We start from the raw sequence: 24145 nt of genomic DNA, 5'->3' as shown, positions 1-24145 counted from the left end.
CTCAGGGTTTGCCGGGTGTGTCGCTGGCGTGGGGGATGTGGGAGAACTCCGCCGGCATGGGCGGCACACTCAACGAAACCGACCTCAACCGCATGCGTCAGCAAGGCTTCCCCGCGCTGACCACGGAACACGGGCTGATGCTCCTGGACACCGCCCTGCGGGTCAACGAGCCGCTGGCCGTGCCGGTCGCCCTGCGCACCTCTGCGCTCGCCTCCGCACGCGGGGGCCTGCCCGCCGTCCTGCACACGCTCGTCCCCACGGCCTCGCGGCGTCGGACCGCTGGACACGCCCCGGCCGCAGTCGGTGGCGAACTGGCCGGTCGGCTCCAAGGGCTCCCCGCCGCAGAGCGGGAGCGGTTGCTGCTCGAACTGGTACAGACCCACGTCGCCGGTGTGCTCGGGCACGCCTCGGGCGCGGCGGTCGACGCCGCGCGGGCGTTCAAGGACCTCGGCTTCGACTCGCTCACCGCCGTCGACCTGCGTAACCGCCTCACCGCAGCGACCGCCCTACAGCTTCCCGCGACCCTCATTTTCGACCACCCGAACCCGGCCGCGCTGGCGGACTACCTCCGTACGCGGCTCCTCGGCGTGGCGGCAGAGCAGGTCAAGGCCGCCCCGCTGGTACGGACGACGGCGGTGGCCCCGGACGGCGACCCCATTGTCATCGTCGGCATGGGCTGCCGCTACCCGGGGGGCGCGACATCTCCCGAGGCGCTGTGGGACCTGGTCGACTCGGCACGGGACGGCTTCGTTCCGCTGCCCACCGACCGTGGCTGGAACGACAGGGCACTCGCCGACGTGACCGGTGCCGGTGGCGGCGGATTCGTATCCGACGTGGCACGGTTCGACGCCGAGCTGTTCGGGATCTCGCCGCGCGAGGCCCTCGCCATGGATCCGCAGCAGCGGCTGTTGCTGGAGACATCATGGGAGGCGCTGGAGCGCGCCGCGATCGATCCCTCCTCGCTCCGTGGCTCATCCACCGGCGTGTTCACCGGTGTCTCGGCGAACGGGTACGGCGGCGACATGCACGAGCCGGAAGGCGGTACGGAGGGATACCTGCTGACCGGCAGCACCCCGAGTGTCGCCTCCGGCCGGCTGGCGTACACGCTCGGTCTGGAGGGCCCGGCGGTGTCGGTGGACACCGCCTGCTCCTCCGCGCTGGTCGCACTGCACCTCGCGGCGCAGGCGCTGCGGTCGGGTGAATGCGACCTGGCTCTGGCCGGCGGCGCGACCGTGATGGCCACCCCCGGAATCTTCCTGGAGTTCGCCCGGCAGGGCGGGCTGGCCGCCGACGGACGATGCAAGTCCTTCGCCGAGGACGCGGACGGTACCGGCTGGGCCGAGGGCGCCGGAGTTCTCGTACTCGAACGCCTCTCGGACGCACGGCGGTTGGGGCACAACGTGCTGGCGGTCGTACGGGGCAGCGCCGTCAATCAGGACGGTGCGTCGAACGGTCTGACAGCGCCGAACGGTCCCTCGCAGCAGCGCGTCATTCGTCAGGCGCTGGCCAATGCGCACTTGACGACTGCCGATGTGGATGCCGTGGAGGCACACGGTACGGGTACGAAGCTCGGCGACCCGATCGAGGCACAGGCACTTCTCGCCACCTACGGTCAGGACCGCGACGGAGCCGGTCCGTTGTGGCTGGGTTCGGTGAAGTCGAACATCGGGCACAGCCAGGCCGCCGCCGGTGCTGCCGGGCTGATCAAGATGGTGATGGCGCTGGGCGAGCAGCGGCTGCCCAAAACCCTTTACGCGGACGAGCGTTCGTCGCACGTGGACTGGGAGTCCGGCGCGGTGGAGTTGCTGACCGAGGCGCGGGAGTGGCCGCGTGGGGAGCGTCCGCGCCTCGCGGGTGTCTCGTCGTTCGGGATCAGTGGCACGAACGCGCACGTGATCATTGAGGAGGCTCCCGAGCCCGCCCCGGCCGTGGCCGAGGACCGGCCCACGACCGAGCTGCCGACCGTGCCGTGGGTGCTCTCCGGCCGGACCGAGGAAGCCCTGCGTGCGCAGGCCGGCCGACTGGCTGCCGTTCTCGACTGGCAGGACGCCGACCCGGTCGACATCGGGCTCTCCCTGTCGGCCACACGTGCGGTGCTCGACCATCGAGCCGTCGTACTCGGCCCGGACCAGGAAGCCCTGCGCGCCGGGTTGAATGCCCTGGCCGACGCCGACCCGACCGTGGTGTCCGGTGTGGCGACCGAAGGGCGTACGGGCTGGATGTTCACCGGTCAGGGCAGCCAGCGCCTCGGAATGGGGCGTGAGCTGTACGAGCGGTTCCCCTTGTTCGCGGAGACGTTGGACCACGCCTGCTCCCACCTGGATGCCGCGCTGGCGGGACGGCCGGGCTTCGGGATTCCGGTGCGGGAGGTGCTGTTCGCGGCGGAAGGTTCGGACGCGGCGGCGCTGCTGGATCTGACCGGGTACGCGCAGTCGGCGTTGTTCGCGGTCCAGGTGGCGTTGGTGGAACTCCTCCGGTCGTGGGGCACGGGTCCGGACGTGGTGTTCGGTCATTCGATCGGTGAGTTCGCCGCCGCCTATACCGCCGGTGTCTTTGACCTCGCGGATGCGGCGCGGTTGGTGGCGGGTCGTGCGCGGTTGATGCAGGCGCTGCCCGAGGGTGGTGCGATGGCGGCGATCGAAGCTTCCGAGGCCGAGGTCGCGGAGATCCTGAGCGGACTGCCGGACGGTGCGCGGATCGCGGTCGCTGCGGTCAACGGGCCTACGGCTGTGGTGGTTTCGGGCGATGAGGACGCGGTCGAGCGGGTGATGGGGGTAGCGCGCGAGCAGGAGCGTCGCGTGTCCCGGCTGCGGGTCAGCCACGCGTTCCATTCGGCGTTGATGGAGCCGATACTGGCGGAGTACGAGCAGATCGCCGCGAGCATCGAGTACCGGCAGCCGACGCTGGCGGCCGACAGCTCGGTCACCGGCCGGCCCCTCTCGGATGGTGACTGGACGACCGCCGCCTACTGGGTCCGCCAGGTCAGGCAGCCGGTCCGCTTCCATGACGCCCTGAGCACCGCCATCGGTGAGCAGGCGGCGACCCGGCTGCTCGAAATCGGTCCGGACCCGGTGCTGGCCTCACTCGCTGGATCCGGCGCTGATACGGCGGTCGCTGTGCTGCGCAAGGGCCTGCCCGAGGCCGAGACCCTGCTGACCGCCGTCGCGGAGCTGTTCGTACGCGGTGTCAAGGTCGACTGGGCGGCGGTGTTCGCGGGGACCGGTGCCGTACGGGTGGATCTGCCGACGTACGCCTTCCAGCGGCAGCGGTTCTGGCTGCGCTCCGGCAGGTCGGTGAGCGATCTCGGTGGCCTGGGCCTGGGCGCTGCCGGTCATCCGTTGTTGGGTGCGGCGGTGTCGGTCGCGGGTTCGGATGCGGTGCTGCTGACGTCGCGGTTGTCGGTGGGTTCGCATCCGTGGCTGGGTGATCATGTGGTGGCCGGTTCGGTGCTGGTGCCGGGCACGGCGTTCGTGGAACTGGCCGTCCGGGCCGGGGACCACGTGGGTTGTGGCCGGGTGGAGGATCTGACGCTGTTGGCGCCATTGGTCCTCCCACGCGACGGCGCGGTCAGTGTGCAGGTCGGCGTCGATGAGCCGGAGGCCGATACGGACGGGCGGCGTGCGTTGCGCGTCTACTCCCGTCCGCAGGACGCCCATGCCGACGGCGACACTGACACCGGTCGGTCGTGGACGCTCCACGCCACCGGAAGTCTCGTACCGCAACAGTCCGTTGTCGCCGACTGGGATCTGTCGGTCTGGCCGCCTGCCGGTGCCGAAGCTCTTCCGCTGGACGGGCTGTACGAGCGGCTGACCGAGGCCGGACTGGCCTACGGCCCCGCGTTCCAGGGGCTGCGGGGCGTATGGGCGCGGGACGGCGAGCTGTTCGTGGAGGCGGCCTTGCCCGAGGCGGCGGCCGAGGACGCCTCCGCGTACGGTCTCCACCCGGCGCTGCTGGACAGCGTGTTGCACGCGCTCGGACTTCAGGGCGACAAGCGTGGCCAGGACGGCCAGGGCGACCAGTCGGCCGAGGGCGCGATGCTGCCGTTCCTCTGGTCGGGTGCGTCGTTGACCGCCGTGGGTGCCTCGGCGGTGCGGGTGCGTCTGTCGCCGCGAGGGACCGGAGAGTACGGGCTGCGGGTGGCCGATGCCGGCGGCGACCCGGTGGCCGAGATCGACTCCCTGGTGCTGCGGCCGGTCTCCGCCGCCGACCTCGCCCAGGCCGGCTCGGCGAGCGCGGGCGCGAGCGCGGGCAGCCTGTTCCGGCTGGACTGGGTGCCCGCTCCCGTCCCGAACACGACGGACACGTCCGTCGAGCGTGGTCAGTGGGCCGTCCTGGCCGCGGATCCGCAGGTCGTGGACGCGTGGAGCGCCGCCGATGTCGAGGTGACCGGCCACCCGGACCTGGGGGCTCTGATCGCCGCTCTGGACGAGGGGACACCGGCCCCGCGCACGGTGGTGCTGTCGGTGGCCACGAAATCTGGTGATCTCCTTGGTGGGGTTACTGATGTGCTGTGCGCGATGCGGACGTGGCTGGCCGAGGAGCGTTTGGCCGACTCGCGGCTGGTGGTGTCGACCACCGGCGCGGTCGCCATCAGTGCTGCCTCCGGGGCACTCCGAACCTCCGAGTCACTCGCGGCCTCCGCAGGAGCACTCCGAGTCTCCGAAGCCGCCGACGTGCGAGAGCCGGACCTCGCGGGTGCCGGTGTGTGGGGTCTGGTGCGCTCGGCGATCAGCGAACATCCCGGCCGGTTCGCGCTGGCCGATCTGGATGGTGGTCCCAACTCCTACCGTGCTCTTGCTGCGTACGAGGGCGGGTCCGGGGCGGAGTCCGAAGAGAGTCAACTGGCGGTCCGTGACGGTCGGGTGTGGTTGCCCCGGATGGTGCGGATGTCCTCAGACGACGGGCTGGTTCCCCCGGCGAGTGCGGCAGGATCGTCGCGTACAACTCCGTGGCGGGAGCCCGGCACCGTCCTGATCACGGGTGGTACGGGTGGTCTGGGTGCTGTGGTGGCTCGTCATCTGGTGACCCGGCACGGTGTCCGGGACCTGGTACTGCTGTCCCGACGCGGTCTTGAGGCTCCGGGTGCGGAGGACGTACAGCGGGAACTGGTGGAACTCGGTGCGCGGGTGACTGTCACCGCGTGTGATGTCAGCGACCGTACGGCTTTGTCCGCTGTCCTCGACGCCGTTCCCGATGACGCTCCGTTGACGGGGGTTGTGCACGCGGCCGGTGTGCTGGACGACGGTCTGATCGCCGATCTGACTCCCGAGAAGCTCGCCGGTGTGCTGGCGGCCAAGGCCGAATCGGCGTTGCATCTGCATGAACTGACCGTGAATGACGACCTCGATGTGTTCCTGCTCTTCTCTTCCATCGCGGGTGTCGTGGGCAACGCGGGTCAGTCGGCCTACGCGGCCGCCAACTCGGTGCTCGACGGACTCGCGTCCTTCCGCCGAGAGCAGGGTCTGCCGGGTGTGTCCCTTGCCTGGGGCATGTGGGAGCAGTCGGAAGGGATGGGCGGCCGGCTCAGCGAGGCCGACGTGTCCCGGCTCAGCCGTCAGGGTTTCCCGCCCCTGTCGACGGACCAGGCGCTCGAACTCCTCGACACCGCACTCCGGATCAACGAACCGGTCGCGCTACCGATGGCACTGCGGACCAGCGCCCTCGCCGGCCGGCGGGACTCGCTGCCCAGCGTGCTGCGCGGCCTGGCCCCCGCCACCGAGCAGCGGCGCGCCGCGGGTCACACCGTGGCCACCGGCGACGGACAGCTGGCAGAACGGCTGAAGGGCCTCTCGCCCGACGAGCGGGACCGGATGCTGCTCAATGTCGTACAGACCTCTGTCGCCACCGTACTCGGGCACGCCTCGCCCGGATCGATCGATCCGACGCGGGCGTTCAAGGACCTCGGCTTCGACTCGCTCACCGCCGTCGATCTGCGCAACCGCCTCAACTCCGCCACCGCGCTCAACCTGACAGCGACCGTCGTTTTCGACCATCCCACCGTCCTGGCACTGCGGGATCACATCCGGGCGGAGCTGATGCCGGAGGACGACGGCGGCGCGGGATTCCTGTTCGGAGAACTCGAAAAACTCCAGTCGATCCTGGCGGGCACGGTGCCCGCAGACGAGATGGTCCGTGCCGAAGTAGGCACCCGGCTACAGAAACTGCTGGCCGTATGGGCGGACGGCGACGGCGGCTCGGAGACGAGGGCCGGCGCCGAGGAGATCGACGACGCGACTGACGACGAGCTGTTCTCACTTGTGGACGACAAGCCTTGGGCGATCTGAGCTCCGGCTCAGGCTTCGGCTCTATCTGAAGGATAAGGAACGCATGGCGAACGAAGACAAGCTCCGGGAATATCTCAAGCGCGCGATCGCCGATGCTCGCGGAGCTCACCTTCGCCTGAGCGAAGCCGAAGCGAAAGAGCACGAACCCATCGCGATCGTGGGCATGGGCTGCCGCTACCCCGGCGGGGTGGCCTCGCCGGAGGACCTGTGGAGGCTGGTCAGCTCCGGTGAGGACGGCATCACGCCCTTCCCCACCGACCGCGGCTGGGACACCGGCACACTCTTCGACCCGGACACCGAGCGGCCGGGCACCTCGTCCGTACGCGAGGGCGGATTCCTGCACGAGGCGGCCGAGTTCGACGCCGAGCTGTTCGGGATCTCCCCGCGCGAGGCTCTCGCCATGGATCCGCAGCAGCGGCTGCTCCTGGAGACCTCGTGGGAAGCGCTGGAGCGTGCGGGCATCGACCCGCACTCCCTGCGCCGCTCGTCCACCGGTGTGTTCGCCGGGCTGATGTACCACGACTACGCGTCCCGCCTGCACGACGTACCCAAGGACGTCGAGGGTTTCCTCGCCAACGGCAACGCGGGCAGCGTCTTCTCCGGACGGATCAGTTACGTCTTCGGGTTCGAGGGCCCCGCGGTGACGCTGGACACCGCTTGCTCCTCCTCCCTGGTGTCGCTGCACCTCGCCTGCCACGCGCTGCGGACCCGCGAGTGCGGAATGGCACTCGCCGGTGGTGTCACCGTGATGTCCAGCCCGACGACGTTCGTGGAGTTCTCCCGGCAGCGCGGCCTCGCGGCCGACGGCCGGTGCAAGCCGTTCTCCGAAGCGGCGGACGGCACCGCCTGGGCCGAGGGCGCCGGAGTGCTCGTACTGGAACGGCTGTCCGAGGCACAGCGGCTGGGCCACCCGGTGCTCGCGGTGATTCGCGGCAGCGCCGTCAACCAGGACGGCGCTTCGAACGGACTGAGCGCCCCGAACGGTCCCTCGCAGCAGCGTGTCATCCGCCAGGCGCTGGCCAACGCGCGCCTGACACCGTCCGACGTGGACGCGGTGGAGGCCCATGGCACCGGTACGACGCTGGGTGACCCGATCGAGGCCCATGCGCTGCTCTCCACATACGGGCAGGGGCGCGACGGCGCAGAACCACTGTGGCTCGGCTCGGTGAAGTCGAACTTCGGACACACCCAGGCCGCCGCGGGCGTCGCCGGTGTCATCAAGATGGTGATGGCGCTGCGCGCCGGGGAACTGCCCCGCAGTCTGCACGCGGCCGAACCCTCGTCCCACGTCAACTGGGAAGCGGGTGCGGTACGTCTGCTGGCCGAGGAACGCCCCTGGCCCCGTACCGAACACCCCCGCCGCGCGGGGGTTTCCTCGTTCGGCATCAGCGGCACCAACGCCCACGTCATCCTTGAGGAAACCCCCGTCGGGACGGAGACCGGGGCCGCGACCGAGGGCGACAACGAGCCGGCGGGTGATTCCGGGACCGCCGTCGCGGCCGTGGCCGACGACGGGCCTGTATTCGAGCTGCCGGCCGTGCCGTGGGTGTTGTCGGGGCGTAGTGCGCAGGCGGTACGTGGGCAGGCGGATCGCCTCGAAGCTTTCGTCGGCGAGGGGGACCATTCTCCGCTCGATGTGGGCTTCTCGCTGGTCACGACTCGTGCGGTGCTGGAGCACCGGGCAGTGGTGTTGGGCTCGGACAGGGCAAGCCTGGTGGCCGGTCTGACGGATCCGGCGGGTGTGGTGTCGGGCGCGGTGACCGAGGGTCGTACGGCGTGGATGTTCACCGGGCAGGGCAGCCAACGGCTTGGGATGGGCCGTGAGTTGTACGGGAGTTTCCCGGTGTTCGCGCGGGTTCTGGACGAGGTCTGTGGCCTGCTGGACGCCGAGTTGGCGGGTCGGCCGGGCTTCGGGGTTCCGGTGCGGGAGGTGTTGTTCGCGGCGGAGGGTTCGGAAGCGGCGGCGCTGCTGGATCTGACCGGGTACGCGCAGTCGGCGTTGTTCGCTGTGCAGGTGGCGTTGGTGGAACTCCTCCGGTCGTGGGGCATGGCGCCGGATGTGGTGCTCGGTCATTCGATTGGTGAGTTCGCGGCTGCGTATGCGGCGGGTGTGTTTGATCTGGCCGATGGCGCGCGGTTGGTGGCGGGTCGTGCGCGGTTGATGCAGGCGCTGCCCGAGGGTGGTGCGATGGCGGCGGTCGAGGCCACCGAGGCCGAGGTCACTGACATCCTCGCCGGGCTGTCGGACCGTACGCGGATCGCGGTTGCGGCGGTCAACGGGCCGACGGCGGTGGTCGTTTCAGGCGACGCCGACGCGGTCGAGCGCGTCATGACAGTGGTATGTGAGCAGGGGCGCCGGGTCTCTCGTCTGCGGGTGAGTCATGCGTTCCATTCGGCGTTGATGGAGCCGATGCTGGCGGAGTTCGAGCAGATCGCCGCGACCGTCGACTACCGGCAGCCGATTCTGCCCGCTGTCAGTACGGTGACCGGTGAGTTGGTGGCCGAGGGCGACTGGGCGTCTTGGGGTTACTGGGTTCGGCAGGTTCGTGAGCCGGTCCGCTTCCATGGAGCGCTGGAGACGGCCACGGGCGCTCAGGGTGTGTCGCGGCTGCTGGAGATCGGGCCGGACGCGGTGCTGACCGCGCTGGCTCAGTCGGCCTCGGAGGACGTCACGGCAGCGGCTGTTCTGCGCAAGGGGCGGCCGGAAGCCGAAGCGGCCCTGTCGGCGGTCGCGGAGATGTTCGTACGTGGCGCGGAAGTGGACTGGGCGGCCCTGTTCGCCGGCACGGGCGCCGCCCGGGTGGATCTGCCGACGTATGCCTTCCAACGCCAGAGGTACTGGCTGGACGCCACACGCCCGGTCACCGACGCGCGGGGGCTGGGGCTGGGTGCTGCCGGTCATCCGTTGTTGGGTGCGGCGGTGTCGGTGGCGGGTTCGGATGCGGTGTTGTTGACGTCGCGGTTGTCGGTGGGGTCGCATCCGTGGTTGGGCGATCACGTGGTGGCCGGTTCGGTGCTGGTGCCGGGCACGGCGTTCGTGGAACTGGCCGTCCGGGCCGGGGACCACGTGGGGTGTGCCCGCCTCGAAGACCTCACGCTTCAGGCGCCGTTGGTGCTGCCGGAAGAGGGCGCGGTCCAGATACAGATCGCCCTCGACCGCGTCGAGGACGGCCGGCATGACCTGCGTGTCTACTCCCGTGCCGAGGACGCCGGTGCTGAGCAGCCGTGGACGATGCATGCGACGGGTGCGCTGGTCGCGGAAGGCGTGGTCGAGGCTGACTGGGATCTACGGGCGTGGCCGCCCGTGGGTGCGGAGCCTGTGGCGGTGGACGGGTTGTATGAGCGGTTGTCGGGCGCGGGACTGTCCTACGGTCCCGCGTTCCGTGGACTGCGCGAGGTGTGGCGGCAGGGGGACGACCTGTACATCGAGGCCGCCCTGCCGGAAACCGAGGCGGAGGACGCCTCTTCGTACGGTCTCCATCCGGCACTGCTCGACACCGTGCTGCACGCGCTGGGACTCGCCGCAAACGGTACCGAAACCGGCGCCGAATCCGGTACCGAGACCGGCACCGGTGCGAGTGCCGCGACGGCGATGTTGCCGTTCCTGTGGTCGGGCGTGACGCTGTCCGCCGTGGGCGCCTCCGCCGTACGGGTCCGGCTGTCGCCGTCGTCTCAGAGCACGGGTGAGGTGTCCCTGCGGGTGGCGGACGCCTCCGGTGAACCGGTCGCCGAGGTCGACTCGCTCGTACTGCGCCCGGTCTCGGTCACCGATCTGAACGCCGCCGCGTCCGCCACCGCGGACAGTCTGTTCCGGCTGGACTGGGTTCCCGCTCCGGTATCGGCGGCACCCGTGACCGCATCGGGTGAGTGGGCTGTGCTGGGCGGGACCGAGGTAGGAGCGTGGGGTGACGCCGGTGTTCCGGTGACGCCCTATGCGGATCTTGGGGCGTTGGTTGCTGCTCTGGATAAGGGGGCGGCCGTTCCTGAGACGGTGGTGCTTCCGGTCGCGGGTACCGACGGTGCTGGTGTCGGCGGTGTCGGTGATGCGGTATCGGGTGTTCTGGGTGTGGTGCGTGGGTGGCTGGGTGAGTCCCGGTTGGCGGGGGCGCGTCTGGTGGTGTTGACGTCGGGTGCGGTGCGGGTGTCCGACGGTGAGGGTGTGGATGTTGCGGTTGCGGGTGCCTGGGGTCTGGTGCGCTCGGCGATCAGCGAACACCCCGGCCGGTTCGCGCTGGCTGATCTGGATGGCGTGTCGGATTCCTACCGTGCTCTCGCGGCCTACGAGGCCGGGTCCGGGGAGAGTCAACTGGCCGTCCGTGACGGTCGGGTGTGGTTGCCCCGGATGGTCCGGATGTCCTCGGGCGGCCTGCTGATTCCACCGTCGAATACGGCCGGCTCCTGGCGTATGGAGGTTGCGGATCAGGGTCGGCTGGATGGTGTGGCCCTGGTGCCGGAGGAACTGCGTGCGCTGGAGCCGGGTGAGGTCCGGGTCGGTGTGCGTGCGGCTGGTGTGAACTTCCGTGATGTGCTGAATGTGTTGGGGATGTATCCGGGTGACCCGGGCCGGATGGGTCACGAGGGCGCCGGCGTGATCCTTGAAGTCGGCTCGGATGTGGCCGGCTTGGCGGTGGGCGACCGGGTGATGGGTCTGCTGGACGGTGGGTTCGGTCCGGTGGCGGTGGCGGATGCGCGGATGCTGGCGCGGATGCCGTCGGGTTGGTCGTTCGAGCAGGCGGCGTCGGTGCCGGTGGTGTTCCTGACGGCCTATTACGCGCTCGTTGACCTGGCGGGTCTGGAGCCGGGTGAGTCGGTGCTGGTCCATGCGGCCGCTGGTGGTGTGGGGACGGCGGCGGTGCAGTTGGCCGCGCATCTGGGCGCTGAGGTGTTTGCGACCGCGAGTGAGCCCAAGTGGCCGGTGGTCCGTGAGTACGGGGTGGCCGCCGACCGTATCGCCTCCTCCCGGACCACAGACTTCGAGGAGACGTTCTCCCGAACCACGGACGGCGCTGGAATGGACGTCGTACTGGACTGCCTGGCGGGTGAGTTCGTCGACGCGTCGTTGCGGTTGACGAAGCCGGGTGGCCGGTTCGTGGAGATGGGCAAGACCGATATCCGCGACGCGGACGAAGTCGCGGCAGAGTACGAGGGTGTTTCGTATCAGGCTTTCGACGTGGTGGAGGCGGGTCCGGAGCGTATTGGGGAGATGCTGGCGGCGCTGCTGGACCTGTTCGAGCGGGGTGTGCTGCGTCCGATTCCGGTGACGTCGTGGGAGATCGCGCGGGCGCCGGAGGCGTTGCGGTTCCTGGGGCAGGCCAAGCATGTCGGCAAGGTCGTACTCACGGTTCCGGCGCCGTGGCGGGAGCCCGGCACCGTCCTGATCACGGGTGGTACGGGTGGTCTGGGTGCTGTGGTGGCTCGTCATCTGGTGACCCGGCACGGTGTCCGGGACCTGGTACTGCTGTCCCGACGCGGCCTTGAGGCTCCGGGTGCGGAGGACGTACAGCGGGAACTGGTGGAACTCGGTGCGCGGGTGACTGTCACCGCGTGTGATGTCAGCGACCGTACGGCCTTGTCCGCTGTCCTCGACGCCGTTCCCGATGACGCTCCGTTGTCGGGGGTTGTGCACGCGGCCGGTGTGCTGGACGACGGTCTGATCGCGGATCTGACTCCCGAGCGGTTGGCCCGGGTGCTGGCGGCCAAGGCCGAATCGGCTCTGCACCTGCATGAACTCACCGCGGATCAAGACCTCGACACGTTCGTGCTCTTCTCCTCCATCGCCGGCGTTGTCGGTAATGCCGGTCAGTCGGCTTACGCGGCGGGCAACGCGATGTTGGACGGTCTGGCGGAGTCCAGGCGCGCGCAGGGTCTGCCGGGTGTGTCCCTTGCCTGGGGTATGTGGGAGCAGTCGGAGGGGATGGGTGGCCGGCTCAGTGAGGCCGATGTTTCCCGGCTCAGCCGTCAGGGTTTCCCGCCGCTGTCGACGGACGACGGGCTCGAACTGCTGGATGCCGCGCTTCAGATCAATGAACCGGTGGCGCTGCCCGTCGCGTTGAGGACCGCGTCGCTGGCCGGGCACCGTGAGAGCCTGCCCGCCCTGCTGCACGCGCTCGTGCCGGCCGGAACCCATCAGCGCCGTACGGCAGGACAGTCCTCCACCGGCGACGGAGGCGCACTCGCCCGGCGCCTACAGGGCCTGCCGCCCGTCGAGCAGGACCGGATGCTGCTCGACCTCGTACAGACGACGGTCGCCGGGGTGCTCGGACACGCTTCCGCCGCCGCGGTGGAACCGACACGGGCGTTCAAGGATCTGGGCTTCGACTCGCTCACCGCCGTCGACCTGCGCAACCGTCTCAACTCCGCCACCGCACTCAGCCTGCCCGCCACCATCATCTTCGACCACCCCACTCCGGTCGCACTGGCTGGTTACCTGCGGTCGCAGGCGCTGGGCGCGGCAATTGAGGCGGCCGAGAACGCGGCCGCCTCGGCCGGGGCCGCCGCGCGCGGGACCGACGACGATCCCATCGTGATCGTCGGCATGGGCTGCCGCTACCCCGGCGGGTCGAACTCACCCGAGAACCTCTGGGACTTGGTCGCCTCCGGCCGGGACGGAACCGTACCGCTGCCGACCGACCGCGGTTGGGACGTCCCGACGATGCCCGACATCGCCACCGTGGGCGGGTTCCTGGAAGACGTCGCGCGGTTCGACGCGGAGCTGTTCGGGATCTCCCCGCGTGAGGCCCTCGCCATGGATCCGCAGCAGCGGCTGCTGCTGGAGACATCGTGGGAGGCGCTGGAGCGGGCGGGCATCGATCCGCTCTCCCTGCGCGGCTCGGCCACCGGTGTCTTCTCGGGCGTCTCGGGCAGCGGGTACGGCGGGGACATGCGGGACCCTGAAGGCGAGACGGGCGGATACCTGCTCACCGGCAGTATTCCCAGCGTCGCCTCGGGCCGTGTCTCGTACGCGCTCGGTTTCGAAGGCCCGGCGGTCACCGTGGACACCGCGTGTTCCTCCGCCCTGGTCGCCCTGCACCTGGCCTGCCAGGCCCTGCGCGCGGGCGAGTGCGAGATGGCACTCGCCGGAGGCGCCACGGTGATGGCCACGCCCGGTATCTTCCTGGAATTCGCCCGGCAGGGCGGGCTGGCCGCCGACGGCCGGTGCAAGTCGTTCGCCGAGGCGGCCGACGGTACGGGCTGGGCCGAGGGCGCCGGTGTTCTCGTACTGGAACGCCTCTCGGACGCGCGACGCCTCGGCCACCCGGTGCTCGCCCTCGTACGGGGCAGCGCGGTCAACCAGGACGGCGCCTCCAACGGCCTCACCGCGCCCAACGGCCCCTCCCAACAGCGCGTCATCCGCCAGGCGTTGGCCAACGCGCGCCTGGCACCGTCCGACGTGGACGCCGTGGAGGCGCACGGTACGGGTACGAGTCTGGGCGACCCGATCGAGGCCCAGGCGCTGCTCGCCACCTACGGGCAGGGCCGGGACGACCAGGACCCCCTGCTGCTCGGCTCGGTCAAGTCGAACATCGGGCACAGCCAGGCCGCCGCCGGCGCTGCCGGGCTGATCAAGATGGTCATGGCGCTGAGCGAGCAGCGGCTGCCGAAGACCCTGTACGTGGACCAGCCCTCGTCCCACGTCGACTGGGAGTCCGGCGCGGTCGAGCTGCTGACCGAGGCCCGGGAATGGCCGCGCGGCGAGCGTCCGCGCCGGGCGGGCGTCTCGTCGTTCGGCATCAGCGGAACCAACGCTCACGTGATCATCGAGGAGGCTCCCGAGCCCGCCCCGGTCGTGGCGGAGGAACCGCCGTCGGCCGAGCTGCCGGTCGTGCCGTGGGTCCTGTCTGGTCGTAGCCAGGAGGCCCTGCGGGCCCAGGCGGCCCGCGTGGTGACCTTCCTCGACGAGCGCGCCGCTGACGCTGACGCTGACGCCGATGTCGAGGTCGACGCGCTTGATGTGGGCCTCTCGCTGGGCACGACCCGCGCTGCGCTGGAGCACCGGGCCGTGGTGCTGGGCACCGACCTCGCCGCCCTGCGTTCGGGCGTGGCGGCACTCGCCGAGGGCGACACACTGGTGGTGTCCGGTGTGGCCAACGAGGCCCGTACGGGCTGGATGTTCACGGGGCAGGGCAGCCAGCGGCTCGGCATGGGGCGCGAACTGTACGGCCGGTTCCCGGTCTTCACCCGGACTCTTGACGAGGTCTGCCGACTTCTCGATGAGGAGCTGGACGGTGCGGCCGAGTTCCCGGTCCCGGTACGGCAGGTGCTCTTCGCGGAAGAGGGTTCCGCCGAGGCGGGACTCCTCGACCGGACCGGTTACACACAGACCGCGCTGTTCGCCGTGCAGACCGCCCTGGTCGAGCTGACACGCTCCTGGGGCGTACGTCCGGACCTGGTGCTGGGCCACTCGATCGGCGAGCTGGTCGCCGCGTACACGGCCGGTGTGTTCGGCCTTGCCGATGCCGCCCGGCTGGTGGCGGCTAGGGCCCGGCTGATGCAGGCGCTGCCGGCGGGTGGGGCGATGGCGGCGATCGAGGCGACGGAGAACGAGGTCGTGGAGATCCTCGCCGGCCTGTCGGACCGTACACGGATCGCGGTGGCGGCGGTCAACGGGCCGACGGCCGTGGTGGTCTCCGGTGACGAGGACGTGGTCGACCAGGCCATCGCGGCGGCCCGTGAGCAGGAGCGTCGCGTGTCCCGGCTGCGGGTCAGCCATGCCTTCCACTCGCCTCTGATGGAGCCGATGCTGGCGGAGTTCACCGAGATCGCGGCCGGTATCAGCTACCGGCAGCCGATGCTCCCGGCGGTCAGCACGCTCACCGGACAGCCCGTCGGCGAACAGGACTGGGCCACCCCGGACTACTGGGTGCGCCAGGTCAGGCAGCCGGTCCGGTTCCATGACGCTCTGCTGGCCGCGACCGGCGAACAGGCGGTGGCCCGGCTCCTGGAGATCGGCCCCGACCCCGTTCTGACCAGCCTGGCCACCACCGAGGTGGACACGGCGGTCGCTCTGCTGCGCAAGGGCCGGGCCGAGGCCGAGACCCTGATGACCGCGGTCGCGGAGCTGTTCGTACGGGGGGACAAGGCCGACTGGTCGGCCGTGTTCGCCGACAGCGGCGCCCGGCGGATCGCCCTCCCGACGTACGCCTTCCAGCGGGAACGCTTCTGGATGCGGTCCTCCCGGCCGAGCGTCGACGCGAAGGGCCTGGGGCTGGGTGCTGCCGGTCATCCGTTGTTGGGTGCGGCGGTGTCGGTGGCGGGTTCGGACGCGGTGTTGCTGACGTCGCGGTTGTCGGTGGGGTCGCATCCGTGGTTGGGCGATCATGTGGTGGCCGGTTCGGTGCTGGTGCCGGGTACGGCGTTCGTGGAACTGGCGGTGGAGGCGGGTGACCGGGTCGGCTGTCCTCGCGTCGAGGACCTGACGCTCCAGGCGCCGCTGGTACTGCCTGAACAGGGCGCGGTACAGGTACAGATCGTCCTCGACCGCGTCGGGGATGACCGGCATGACCTGCGTGTCTACTCCCGTGCCGAGGACGCCGGTGCTGAGCAGCCGTGGACGTTGCACGCTGCGGGTGCGCTGGTCGCGGAGGGCGTGGTCGCGGCTGACTGGGATCTGCGGGCGTGGCCGCCTGCGGGTGCGGAGCCGGTGGCGGTTGACGGGTTGTATGAGCGGTTGTCGGGCGTGGGGTTGTCGTACGGTCCGGCGTTCCGTGGTCTGAGCGAGGTGTGGCGGCAGGGCGAGGACCTGTACGTCGAGGCCACCCTGCCCGAACCGGTGCGCGGCGACGCGGCCGGCTTCGGCCTGCACCCGGCGCTGCTGGACACGCTGCTGCACGCTCTGGGAACCCAGGAGCAGGCGTCGGAAGGCGCGTTGCTGCCGTTCCTGTGGTCGGGTGTGTCCCTCTCCGCCGTCGGCGCCTCCGCCGTACGAGCCAAGCTCACCCCGCGCGGTACGGGCGAGATCGGGCTGCGGGTGGCGGACGCCTCCGGTGAACCGGTCGCCGAGGTCGACTCGCTGATGCTGCGTCCCGTGTCGGCCGCGGACCTGGCGGCGGCGAACTCCCCGACGGCGGACAGTCTGTTCCGGCTGGACTGGGTTCCCGCTCCGGTATCGGCGGCACCCGTGACCGCATCGGGTGAGTGGGCTGTGCTGGGCGGGACCGAGGTAGGAGCGTGGGGTGACGCCGGTGTTCCGGTGACGCCCTATGCGGATCTTGGGGCGTTGGTTGCTGCTCTGGATGAGGGGGTGGCCGTTCCTGAGACGGTGGTGCTTCCGGTCGCGGGTACCGACGGTGCTGGTGTCGGCGGTGTCGGTGATGCGGTATCGGGTGTTCTGGGTGTGGTGCGTGGGTGGCTGGGTGAGTCCCGGTTGGCGGGGGCGCGTCTGGTGGTGTTGACGTCGGGTGCGGTGCGGGTGTCCGACGGTGAGGGTGTGGATGTTGCGGTTGCGGGTGCCTGGGGTCTGGTGCGCTCGGCGATCAGCGAACACCCCGGCCGGTTCGCGCTGGTGGATGTGGACTCTGAGGCCGAGTCGTTCGGCGCTGTCGCCGGAGCGCTTCGCGAGGGCCAGTGTGCGGTCCGTGACGGTCAAGTGTGGTTGCCCCGGATGGTCCGGATGTCCTCGGGCGGCGTACTGGTTCCGCCCGCCGCTGGGACGTGGCGCATGGACGTGGTCGATCAGGGCCGGCTGGATGGTGTGGCCCTGGTGCCGGAGGAACTGCGTGCGCTGGAGCCGGGTGAGGTCCGGGTCGGTGTGCGTGCGGCTGGTGTGAACTTCCGTGATGTGCTGAATGTGTTGGGGATGTATCCGGGTGACCCGGGCCGGATGGGCCTGGAGGGTTCCGGTGTGATCCTTGAAGTCGGCCCGGGTGTGGCCGGCTTGGCGGTGGGCGACCGGGTGATGGGTCTGCTGGACGGTGGGTTCGGTCCGGTGGCGGTGGCGGATGCGCGGATGCTGGCGCGGATGCCGTCGGGTTGGTCGTTCGAGCAGGCGGCGTCGGTGCCGGTGGTGTTCCTGACGGCCTATTACGCGCTCGTTGACCTGGCGGGTCTGGAGCCGGGTGAGTCGGTGCTGGTCCATGCGGCCGCTGGTGGTGTGGGGACGGCGGCGGTGCAGTTGGCCGCGCATCTGGGCGCTGAGGTGTTTGCGACCGCGAGTGAGCCCAAGTGGCCGGTGGTCCGTGAGTACGGGGTGGCCGCCGACCGTATCGCCTCCTCCCGGACCACAGACTTCGAGAAGACCTTCTCCCTGGCCACGGATGGTGCCGGGGTGGATGTCGTACTGGACTCTCTGGCGGGTGAGTTCGTCGACGCGTCGTTGCGGTTGACGAAGCCGGGTGGCCGGTTCGTGGAGATGGGCAAGACCGATATCCGTGACGCGGACGAGGTAGCCGCCGTTTACGCGGGTGTGGTCTACCGGGCCTTCGACATGGTCGAGGCGGGTCCGGAGCGTATCGGGGAGATGCTGGCGGCGCTGCTGGACCTGTTCGAGCGGGGTGTGCTGCGTCCGATTCCGGTGACGTCGTGGGAGATCGCGCGGGCGCCGGAGGCGTTGCGGTTCCTGGGGCAGGCCAAGCACGTCGGCAAGGTCGTACTCACGGTTCCGGCGCCGTGGCGGGAGCCCGGCACCGTCCTGATCACGGGTGGTACGGGTGGTCTGGGTGCTGTGGTGGCTCGTCATCTGGTGACCCGGCACGGTGTCCGGGACCTGGTCCTGTTGTCCCGGCGGGGTCTTGAGGCTCCGGGTGCGCAGGACGTACAGCGCGAGCTGGTGGAATTCGGTGCGCGGGTGACTGTCACCGCGTGTGATGTCAGCGACCGTACGGCCCTCGCCGATGTCCTGGCCGGTATTCCTGACGACGCTCCGTTGTCGGGGGTTGTGCACGCGGCCGGTGTGCTGGACGACGGTCTGATTGCGGATCTGACTCCCGAGCGGTTGGCCCGGGTGCTCGCGGCCAAGGCCGAATCGGCTCTGCACCTGCATGAACTCACCGCGGATCAAGACCTCGACATGTTCGTGCTCTTCTCCTCCATCGCGGGTGTGGTGGGCAATGCGGGTCAGTCGGCCTATGCGGCGGCCAACTCGGTGCTCGACGCGCTCGCGTCCTCCCGCCGCGCGCAGGGTCTGCCGGGTGTGTCCCTTGCCTGGGGTATGTGGGAGCAGTCGGAGGGGATGGGTGGCCGGCTCAGTGAGGCCGATGTTTCCCGGCTCAGCCGTCAGGGTTTCCCGCCGCTGTCGACGGACGACGGGCTCGAACTGCTCGATGCCGCGCTTCAGATCAATGAACCGGTGGCGCTGCCCGTCGCGTTGAGGACCGCGTCGCTGGCCGGACACCGTGAGAGCCTGCCCGCCCTGCTGCACGCGCTCGTGCCGGCCGGAACCCATCAGCGCCGTACGGCAGGACAGTCCTCCACCGGCGATGGAGGCGCACTCGCCCGGCGGCTGCGCGAACTGTCCCCGGACGAGCAGGAACACATGTTGCTCGACGTCGTCCAGACCTCGGTCGCGGGCGTGCTCGGGCATGCCTCGGGCGCTGCGGTGGACCCGACGCGGGCGTTCAAGGACCTCGGCTTCGACTCGCTCACCGCCGTCGACCTGCGCAACCGTCTCAACTCCGCCACCGCGCTCAACCTGCCCGCCACGATGGTCTTCGACCACCCCACCCCGGCTTCCCTCGCCGGGTACATGCGCGAGCAGCTGCTCGGCGCGGTCGCGGACCAGACCGTGGATCAAGCCGTGGAAGCACGTGCCGCCGTGCGCGCGGACGTCGCCGACGACCCGATCGCGATCGTCGGCATGGGCTGCCGCTATCCGGGCGGCATCACCTCGCCGGAGACACTGTGGGACCTGGTGGACTCCGGGCGTGACGGGATGTCGCCACTACCGGTGGACCGGGGCTGGAACGAGCAGGTGTTGCAGGACATCGCGACCGTCGGCGGGTTCGTACCGGAGGCGACGGAATTCGACGCTGAGCTGTTCGGGATCTCCCCGCGTGAGGCCCTCGCCATGGATCCGCAGCAGCGGCTGCTGCTGGAGACGTCCTGGGAGGCGCTGGAGCGGGCGGGCATCGATCCGCTCTCCCTGCGCGGCTCGGCCACCGGCGTCTTCGCGGGCATCTCGGCCAACGGTTACGCCAGTGGCCAGGAGGACGAATCGGATCCTGAGACCGACGGGTACCTGCTGACCGGCAGCACCCCGAGTGTCGCGTCGGGCCGGTTGTCGTACGTGCTGGGCCTGGAAGGCCCGGCGGTGTCGGTGGACACGGCGTGCTCGTCCGCTTCGGTCGCCCTGCACCTGGCCTGCCAGGCCCTGCGCGCGGGCGAGTGCGAGATGGCGCTCGCCGGAGGCGCCACCGTGATGGCGACGCCCGGCATGTTCGTGGAGTTCTCCCGCCAGGGAGGCCTCGCCGAGGACGGCCGGTGCAAGTCCTTCGCGGACGCGGCCGACGGTACGGGCTGGTCCGAGGGCGGCGGAATCCTCGTACTGGAGCGGCTGTCCGACGCGCGGCGCCTCGGCCATCCGGTGCTCGCCGTCGTACGGGGCAGCGCGGTCAACCAGGACGGCGCCTCCAACGGTCTCACCGCGCCCAACGGACCCTCCCAACAGCGCGTCATCCGGCAGGCGTTGAAGACGGCGCGGGTGTCCGCGTCCGACGTGGACGTCGTCGAGGCGCACGGTACCGGTACGAAGCTGGGCGACCCGATCGAGGCCCAGGCACTGCTGGCCACCTACGGACAGGGCCGTGGCGACCGGGATCCGCTGTGGCTGGGCTCCATCAAGTCGAACATCGGGCACGCTCAGGCGGGCGCGGGTGCCGCGAGCGTGATCAAGATGGTGATGGCACTGCGTGAGGAGCGGTTGCCACGCACCCTGCACGTGGGCCGGCCCTCGTCCCATGTGGACTGGGACTCCGGCGCGGTCGAGCTGCTGGCCGAGGCCCGGGAGTGGCCGCGTGGTGAGCGTCCGCGCCGGGCGGGTGTCTCGTCGTTCGGTATCAGTGGCACCAACTCGCACCTGATCATCGAGGAAGCTCCGGCCGACGAACCGGCTGCGGTGGAGGAACCGCCGTCGGCCGAGCTGCCGGTCGTCCCGTGGGTGCTGTCCGGCCGGAGCGTGCGGGCGGTACGTGACCAGGCCGGCCGTCTGACGGCCTTCCTGGGCGCAGGCGATGAAGGCCACGAACAAGGCCACGAACGTAACCGACGTGGCGAACGCGGCCTCGAACCGGTGGACGTCGGTCTGTCGCTGGCGACCAGCCGCGCGATGCTCGACCACCGTGCCGTAGTGCTGGGCGGAGGCGCCGAGGCGCTGCGCGCCGGAGTGGCCGCGCTCGCCGACGGTGACGCGACTGTGGTGTCCGGCGTGGTCGGCGAGGGCCGTACGGCCTGGATGTTCACCGGCCAGGGCAGCCAACGCCTCGCCATGGGACGCGAGTTGTACGAGCGGTTCCCCGTGTACGCGAAGACGCTCGACGAGGTCTGCGACCACCTCGACACCGAACTGGCAGGTGCCGTCGGCTTCACGGCGCCCGTACGGGAGGTGCTGTTCGCGGCCGAGGGCAGCGCCGAGGCGGCGCTGCTCGACGGGACGGGCTACGCGCAGACGGCACTCTTCGCCGTCCAGGCCGCGTTGGTGGAACTCCTGCGCTCCTGGGGCGTACGCCCGGATCTGGTGCTGGGGCACTCGATCGGTGAGCTGGTCGCCGCTTACACCGCCCGGGTGTTCGATCTCGCGGATGGCTGCCGGCTGGTCGCGGCACGGGCCCGGCTGATGCAGGCACTGCCGGCGGGCGGGGCGATGGCGGCGATCGAGGCGACGGAGAACGAGGTCGTGGAGATCCTCGACGGCCTCTCCGGCCAAGACCGGATCGCGGTCGCGGCCGTCAACGGGCCGACCGCCGTGGTGGTCTCCGGTGACGAGGACGTGGTCGACCAGGCCATGGCGGCGGCCCGTGAGCAGGGCCGCCGCGTGTCCCGGCTGCGGGTCAGCCATGCCTTCCACTCGCCGCTGATGGAGCCGATGCTGGCGGAGTTCACCGACATCGCCGGAAGCATCGCCTACCGGAAGCCCGTTGTCCCGGCGGTCAGCACCGTCACCGGAGAGGCCGTCGGAGAGAAGGACTGGGGGACCCCGGACTACTGGGTGAACCAGGTCCGGCAGCCGGTGCGGTTCCACGACGCGATCGGGACGGCCACGGGTGAGCAGGGCGTGAGCCGACTGCTGGAGATCGGGCCCGACCCGGTGCTGACGGCCCTCACCCGCGCCCGAGCGGACGCCATGGAGGCCGGGGACGCGAGTACGGCGGCGGACGCCGTGGTGGCCGTGGCCGCTCTGCGCAAGGGCCGGTCCGACGCCGAGACCTTGATGACAGCGGTGGCCGAACTGTTCGTACGGGGAGCCAAGGTCGACTGGGCGGCGGTGTTCGCCGGGACCGGCGCGCGGCGGGTGGATCTGCCGACGTACCCCTTCCAGCGGCAGCGGTTCTGGCTGCGGGACCGCAGGAACCGGCGGGTGGCCACGGCCGACACGGGCCTGAGCGGCATCGACGCCGAGTTCTGGGAGCTGGTCGAGCACGGCGACGCCGAGTCCCTCGCGGGGCAACTCGGAGTCGATGTCGGCACCTCGCTGGACAGTGTGCTGCCGATGCTGTCGACGTGGCGGAAACGGCAGCGGGAAGAGTCGGAACTGTCCGGCTGGCGCTACGGCGTGGTGTGGAAGCGGACGAGCGCGTCGGCGGCGGGCCGGCTGTCGGGCGCCTGGCTGCTGGTCGTACCGCAACGGATGACCGCCACGCACGACGGCCTGGCCGAGAGCTGCGAACAGGCCCTGCGTGCGGGCGGCGCGGCGCACGTCACCGTACTGACCGTCGCCGACACGACGAGCCGCGAAGAGCTCGCCGGCCGGATCCGCGCGGCCTCGCCGGACGGCGGTGTCGTATCCCTCCTGGCCTGGGCCGATACCGGTCACGAAGGCGCGGTCGCGGACGGGCGGGAGGTACCGGTCGCGACGGCCACGACGCTGACGCTGGTGCAGGCGTCGGCCGACGCGGAAGCGATGGCGCCGCTGTGGTGCCTGACCAGCTCCGCCGTCTCGGTGGGCGCGGGGGAGCGGCTGGTGAACCCGGCGCAGGCCCAACTCTGGGGCCTGGGCAGGACCGTGGCCCTCGAGCAGCCGCAGCGCTGGGGCGGTCTGGTCGATCTGCCCGAGGAGATCGGCGCTGAGAGCCTGACCCACCTGGTGTCCGTTCTTGCCGCAGGCAGCGCCGACGCCCCGGCTCATGGCGCGGTGGGCGGTACGGACGGCTACGAGGACCAGGTCGCGGTGCGGTCCTCGGGCCTTTACGCGGCCCGGCTGATGAGGGACACGGCGCGGAGCGCGGCGCCTGACACGGCGCGGAACGCGGCGCCCGACACGGCGCGGGACGAGGCGCCTGACACGGAGGTGGGCACAACACCTGACACGGCCCCGGATTCCGCACAGCCTGACGGTGCGGACCGACGGTCGCGCGGCACCGTGCTCGTCACCGGCGGCACCGGTGCCCTGGGCGGGCACGTGGCGCGCCGACTGGCCTCCCGGGGCGCGGAGCACCTCGTACTGGTCTCCCGCCGGGGCGCACGGGCGCCGGGCGCCGAGGAACTGCGGGAGGAGCTGACCGCACTCGGCGCGCGGGTCACGCTCGCCGACTGCGACATCACCGACCGCGCGGCCCTCGCCGCCGTGCTGGCCGACCTCCCCGAGGACGCCCCGCTCAGCGGCGTCGTACACACCGCGGGCGTACTGGACGACGGGCTCGTCACCGACCTGACGCCCGAGCGACTGGCCGGCATCCTGGCCGCGAAGGCGGGTGCCGCGCGGCATCTGCACGAACTGACGGCGAACCTGGAGCTGGACATGTTCGTCCTGTTCTCCTCCATCGCCGGGGTCCTCGGCAGCGCCGGACAGTCCGCGTACGCGGCGGGCAACGCCTACCTCGACGCCCTCGCGCAGTACCGGCGCGGACTGGGGCTTGCGGCGACCTCGGTGGCCTGGGGGCCGTGGGGCGGCGACGGCATGGCCGCCGAGGACGTGGCCGGAGAACGGTTCCGCCGCTCCGGTGTCCGCGTCCTGCCCCCGGGGCGCGCGGTGGCCGCGCTCGACCAGGTGCTCGGCGACGGCCGGGCGCAGGCGACCGTAGCCGATGTCGACTGGGCACGCTTCGCGCCCTCGCTGACCCTGGCACGGTCCAGCGCCCTCATCGCCGACCTGCCGGAGGCGGCAGCCGCGCTGGCCGCCACCGCCGGCTCCGGGGCCGAGGAGACCGACGAGCTGATACGGCGGCTGCGGGAACTGCCGGCGAGCGAGCGCGAAGCGTCGCTGCTGGATCTGGTGCAGTCCCAGGTCGCGGTGGTGCTGGGGCACACGTCCGCAGCCGCGATCGACGCCGACCGCGCATTCAAGGACTTCGGCTTCGACTCCCTGACCGCCGTCGACCTGCGTAACCGGCTCACCACGTCCACCGGGCTGCGGCTGCCGACCACACTCGTCTTCGATCACCCCACCCCCGCCTCTCTCGCCGGCTATCTGCGCGGAGAGCTGTTCCCCGGCGACGCCTCGGAAACGGGTGACACGGGCCTGGGCGACGCGGAGTTCGGGATGGACGAGGAGCGGCTGCGGCGGGCCCTGGCGTCCGTACCGCTGGACCGGTTCCGCGAGGCGGGACTGATGGACGCCTTGGTGCGGCTGGCCGCCGACGGTTCCGGCTCGGATTCCGGCGACGGGCAAGAGGGGACCGAGGACGAAGATCAGCGGTCGATCGCCGGACTGGACGTCGACGACCTCGTACAAATGGCGCTCGGCGACGACGAACCCTTCGAACAGGATTGATCGG

General features: G+C 70.8%; 2 protein-coding genes. Both read left to right on the top strand.

The annotated features are described in order from the left end of the window. On the top strand, positions 1 to 6284 hold a 6284-nt coding region (locus tag ACIOJD_RS26300), incomplete at its 5' end, for an SDR family NAD(P)-dependent oxidoreductase (protein ID WP_401918023.1). Between the two features lie 43 nt (positions 6285 to 6327). After that, entirely contained in the window at positions 6328 to 24141 is a 17814-nt protein-coding gene (locus tag ACIOJD_RS26295; protein WP_401918022.1) for a type I polyketide synthase, read from the top strand. The last annotated feature ends 4 nt before the right edge of the window (positions 24142 to 24145 follow it).

This window comes from Streptomyces sp. NPDC088116, assembly GCF_044741745.1.
In the GTDB taxonomy this organism is placed as follows: Bacteria; Actinomycetota; Actinomycetes; order Streptomycetales; family Streptomycetaceae; genus Streptomyces.
Note: the sequence above shows the minus strand (reverse complement) of the source record. Positions and strands in the feature narration are given on the sequence as shown.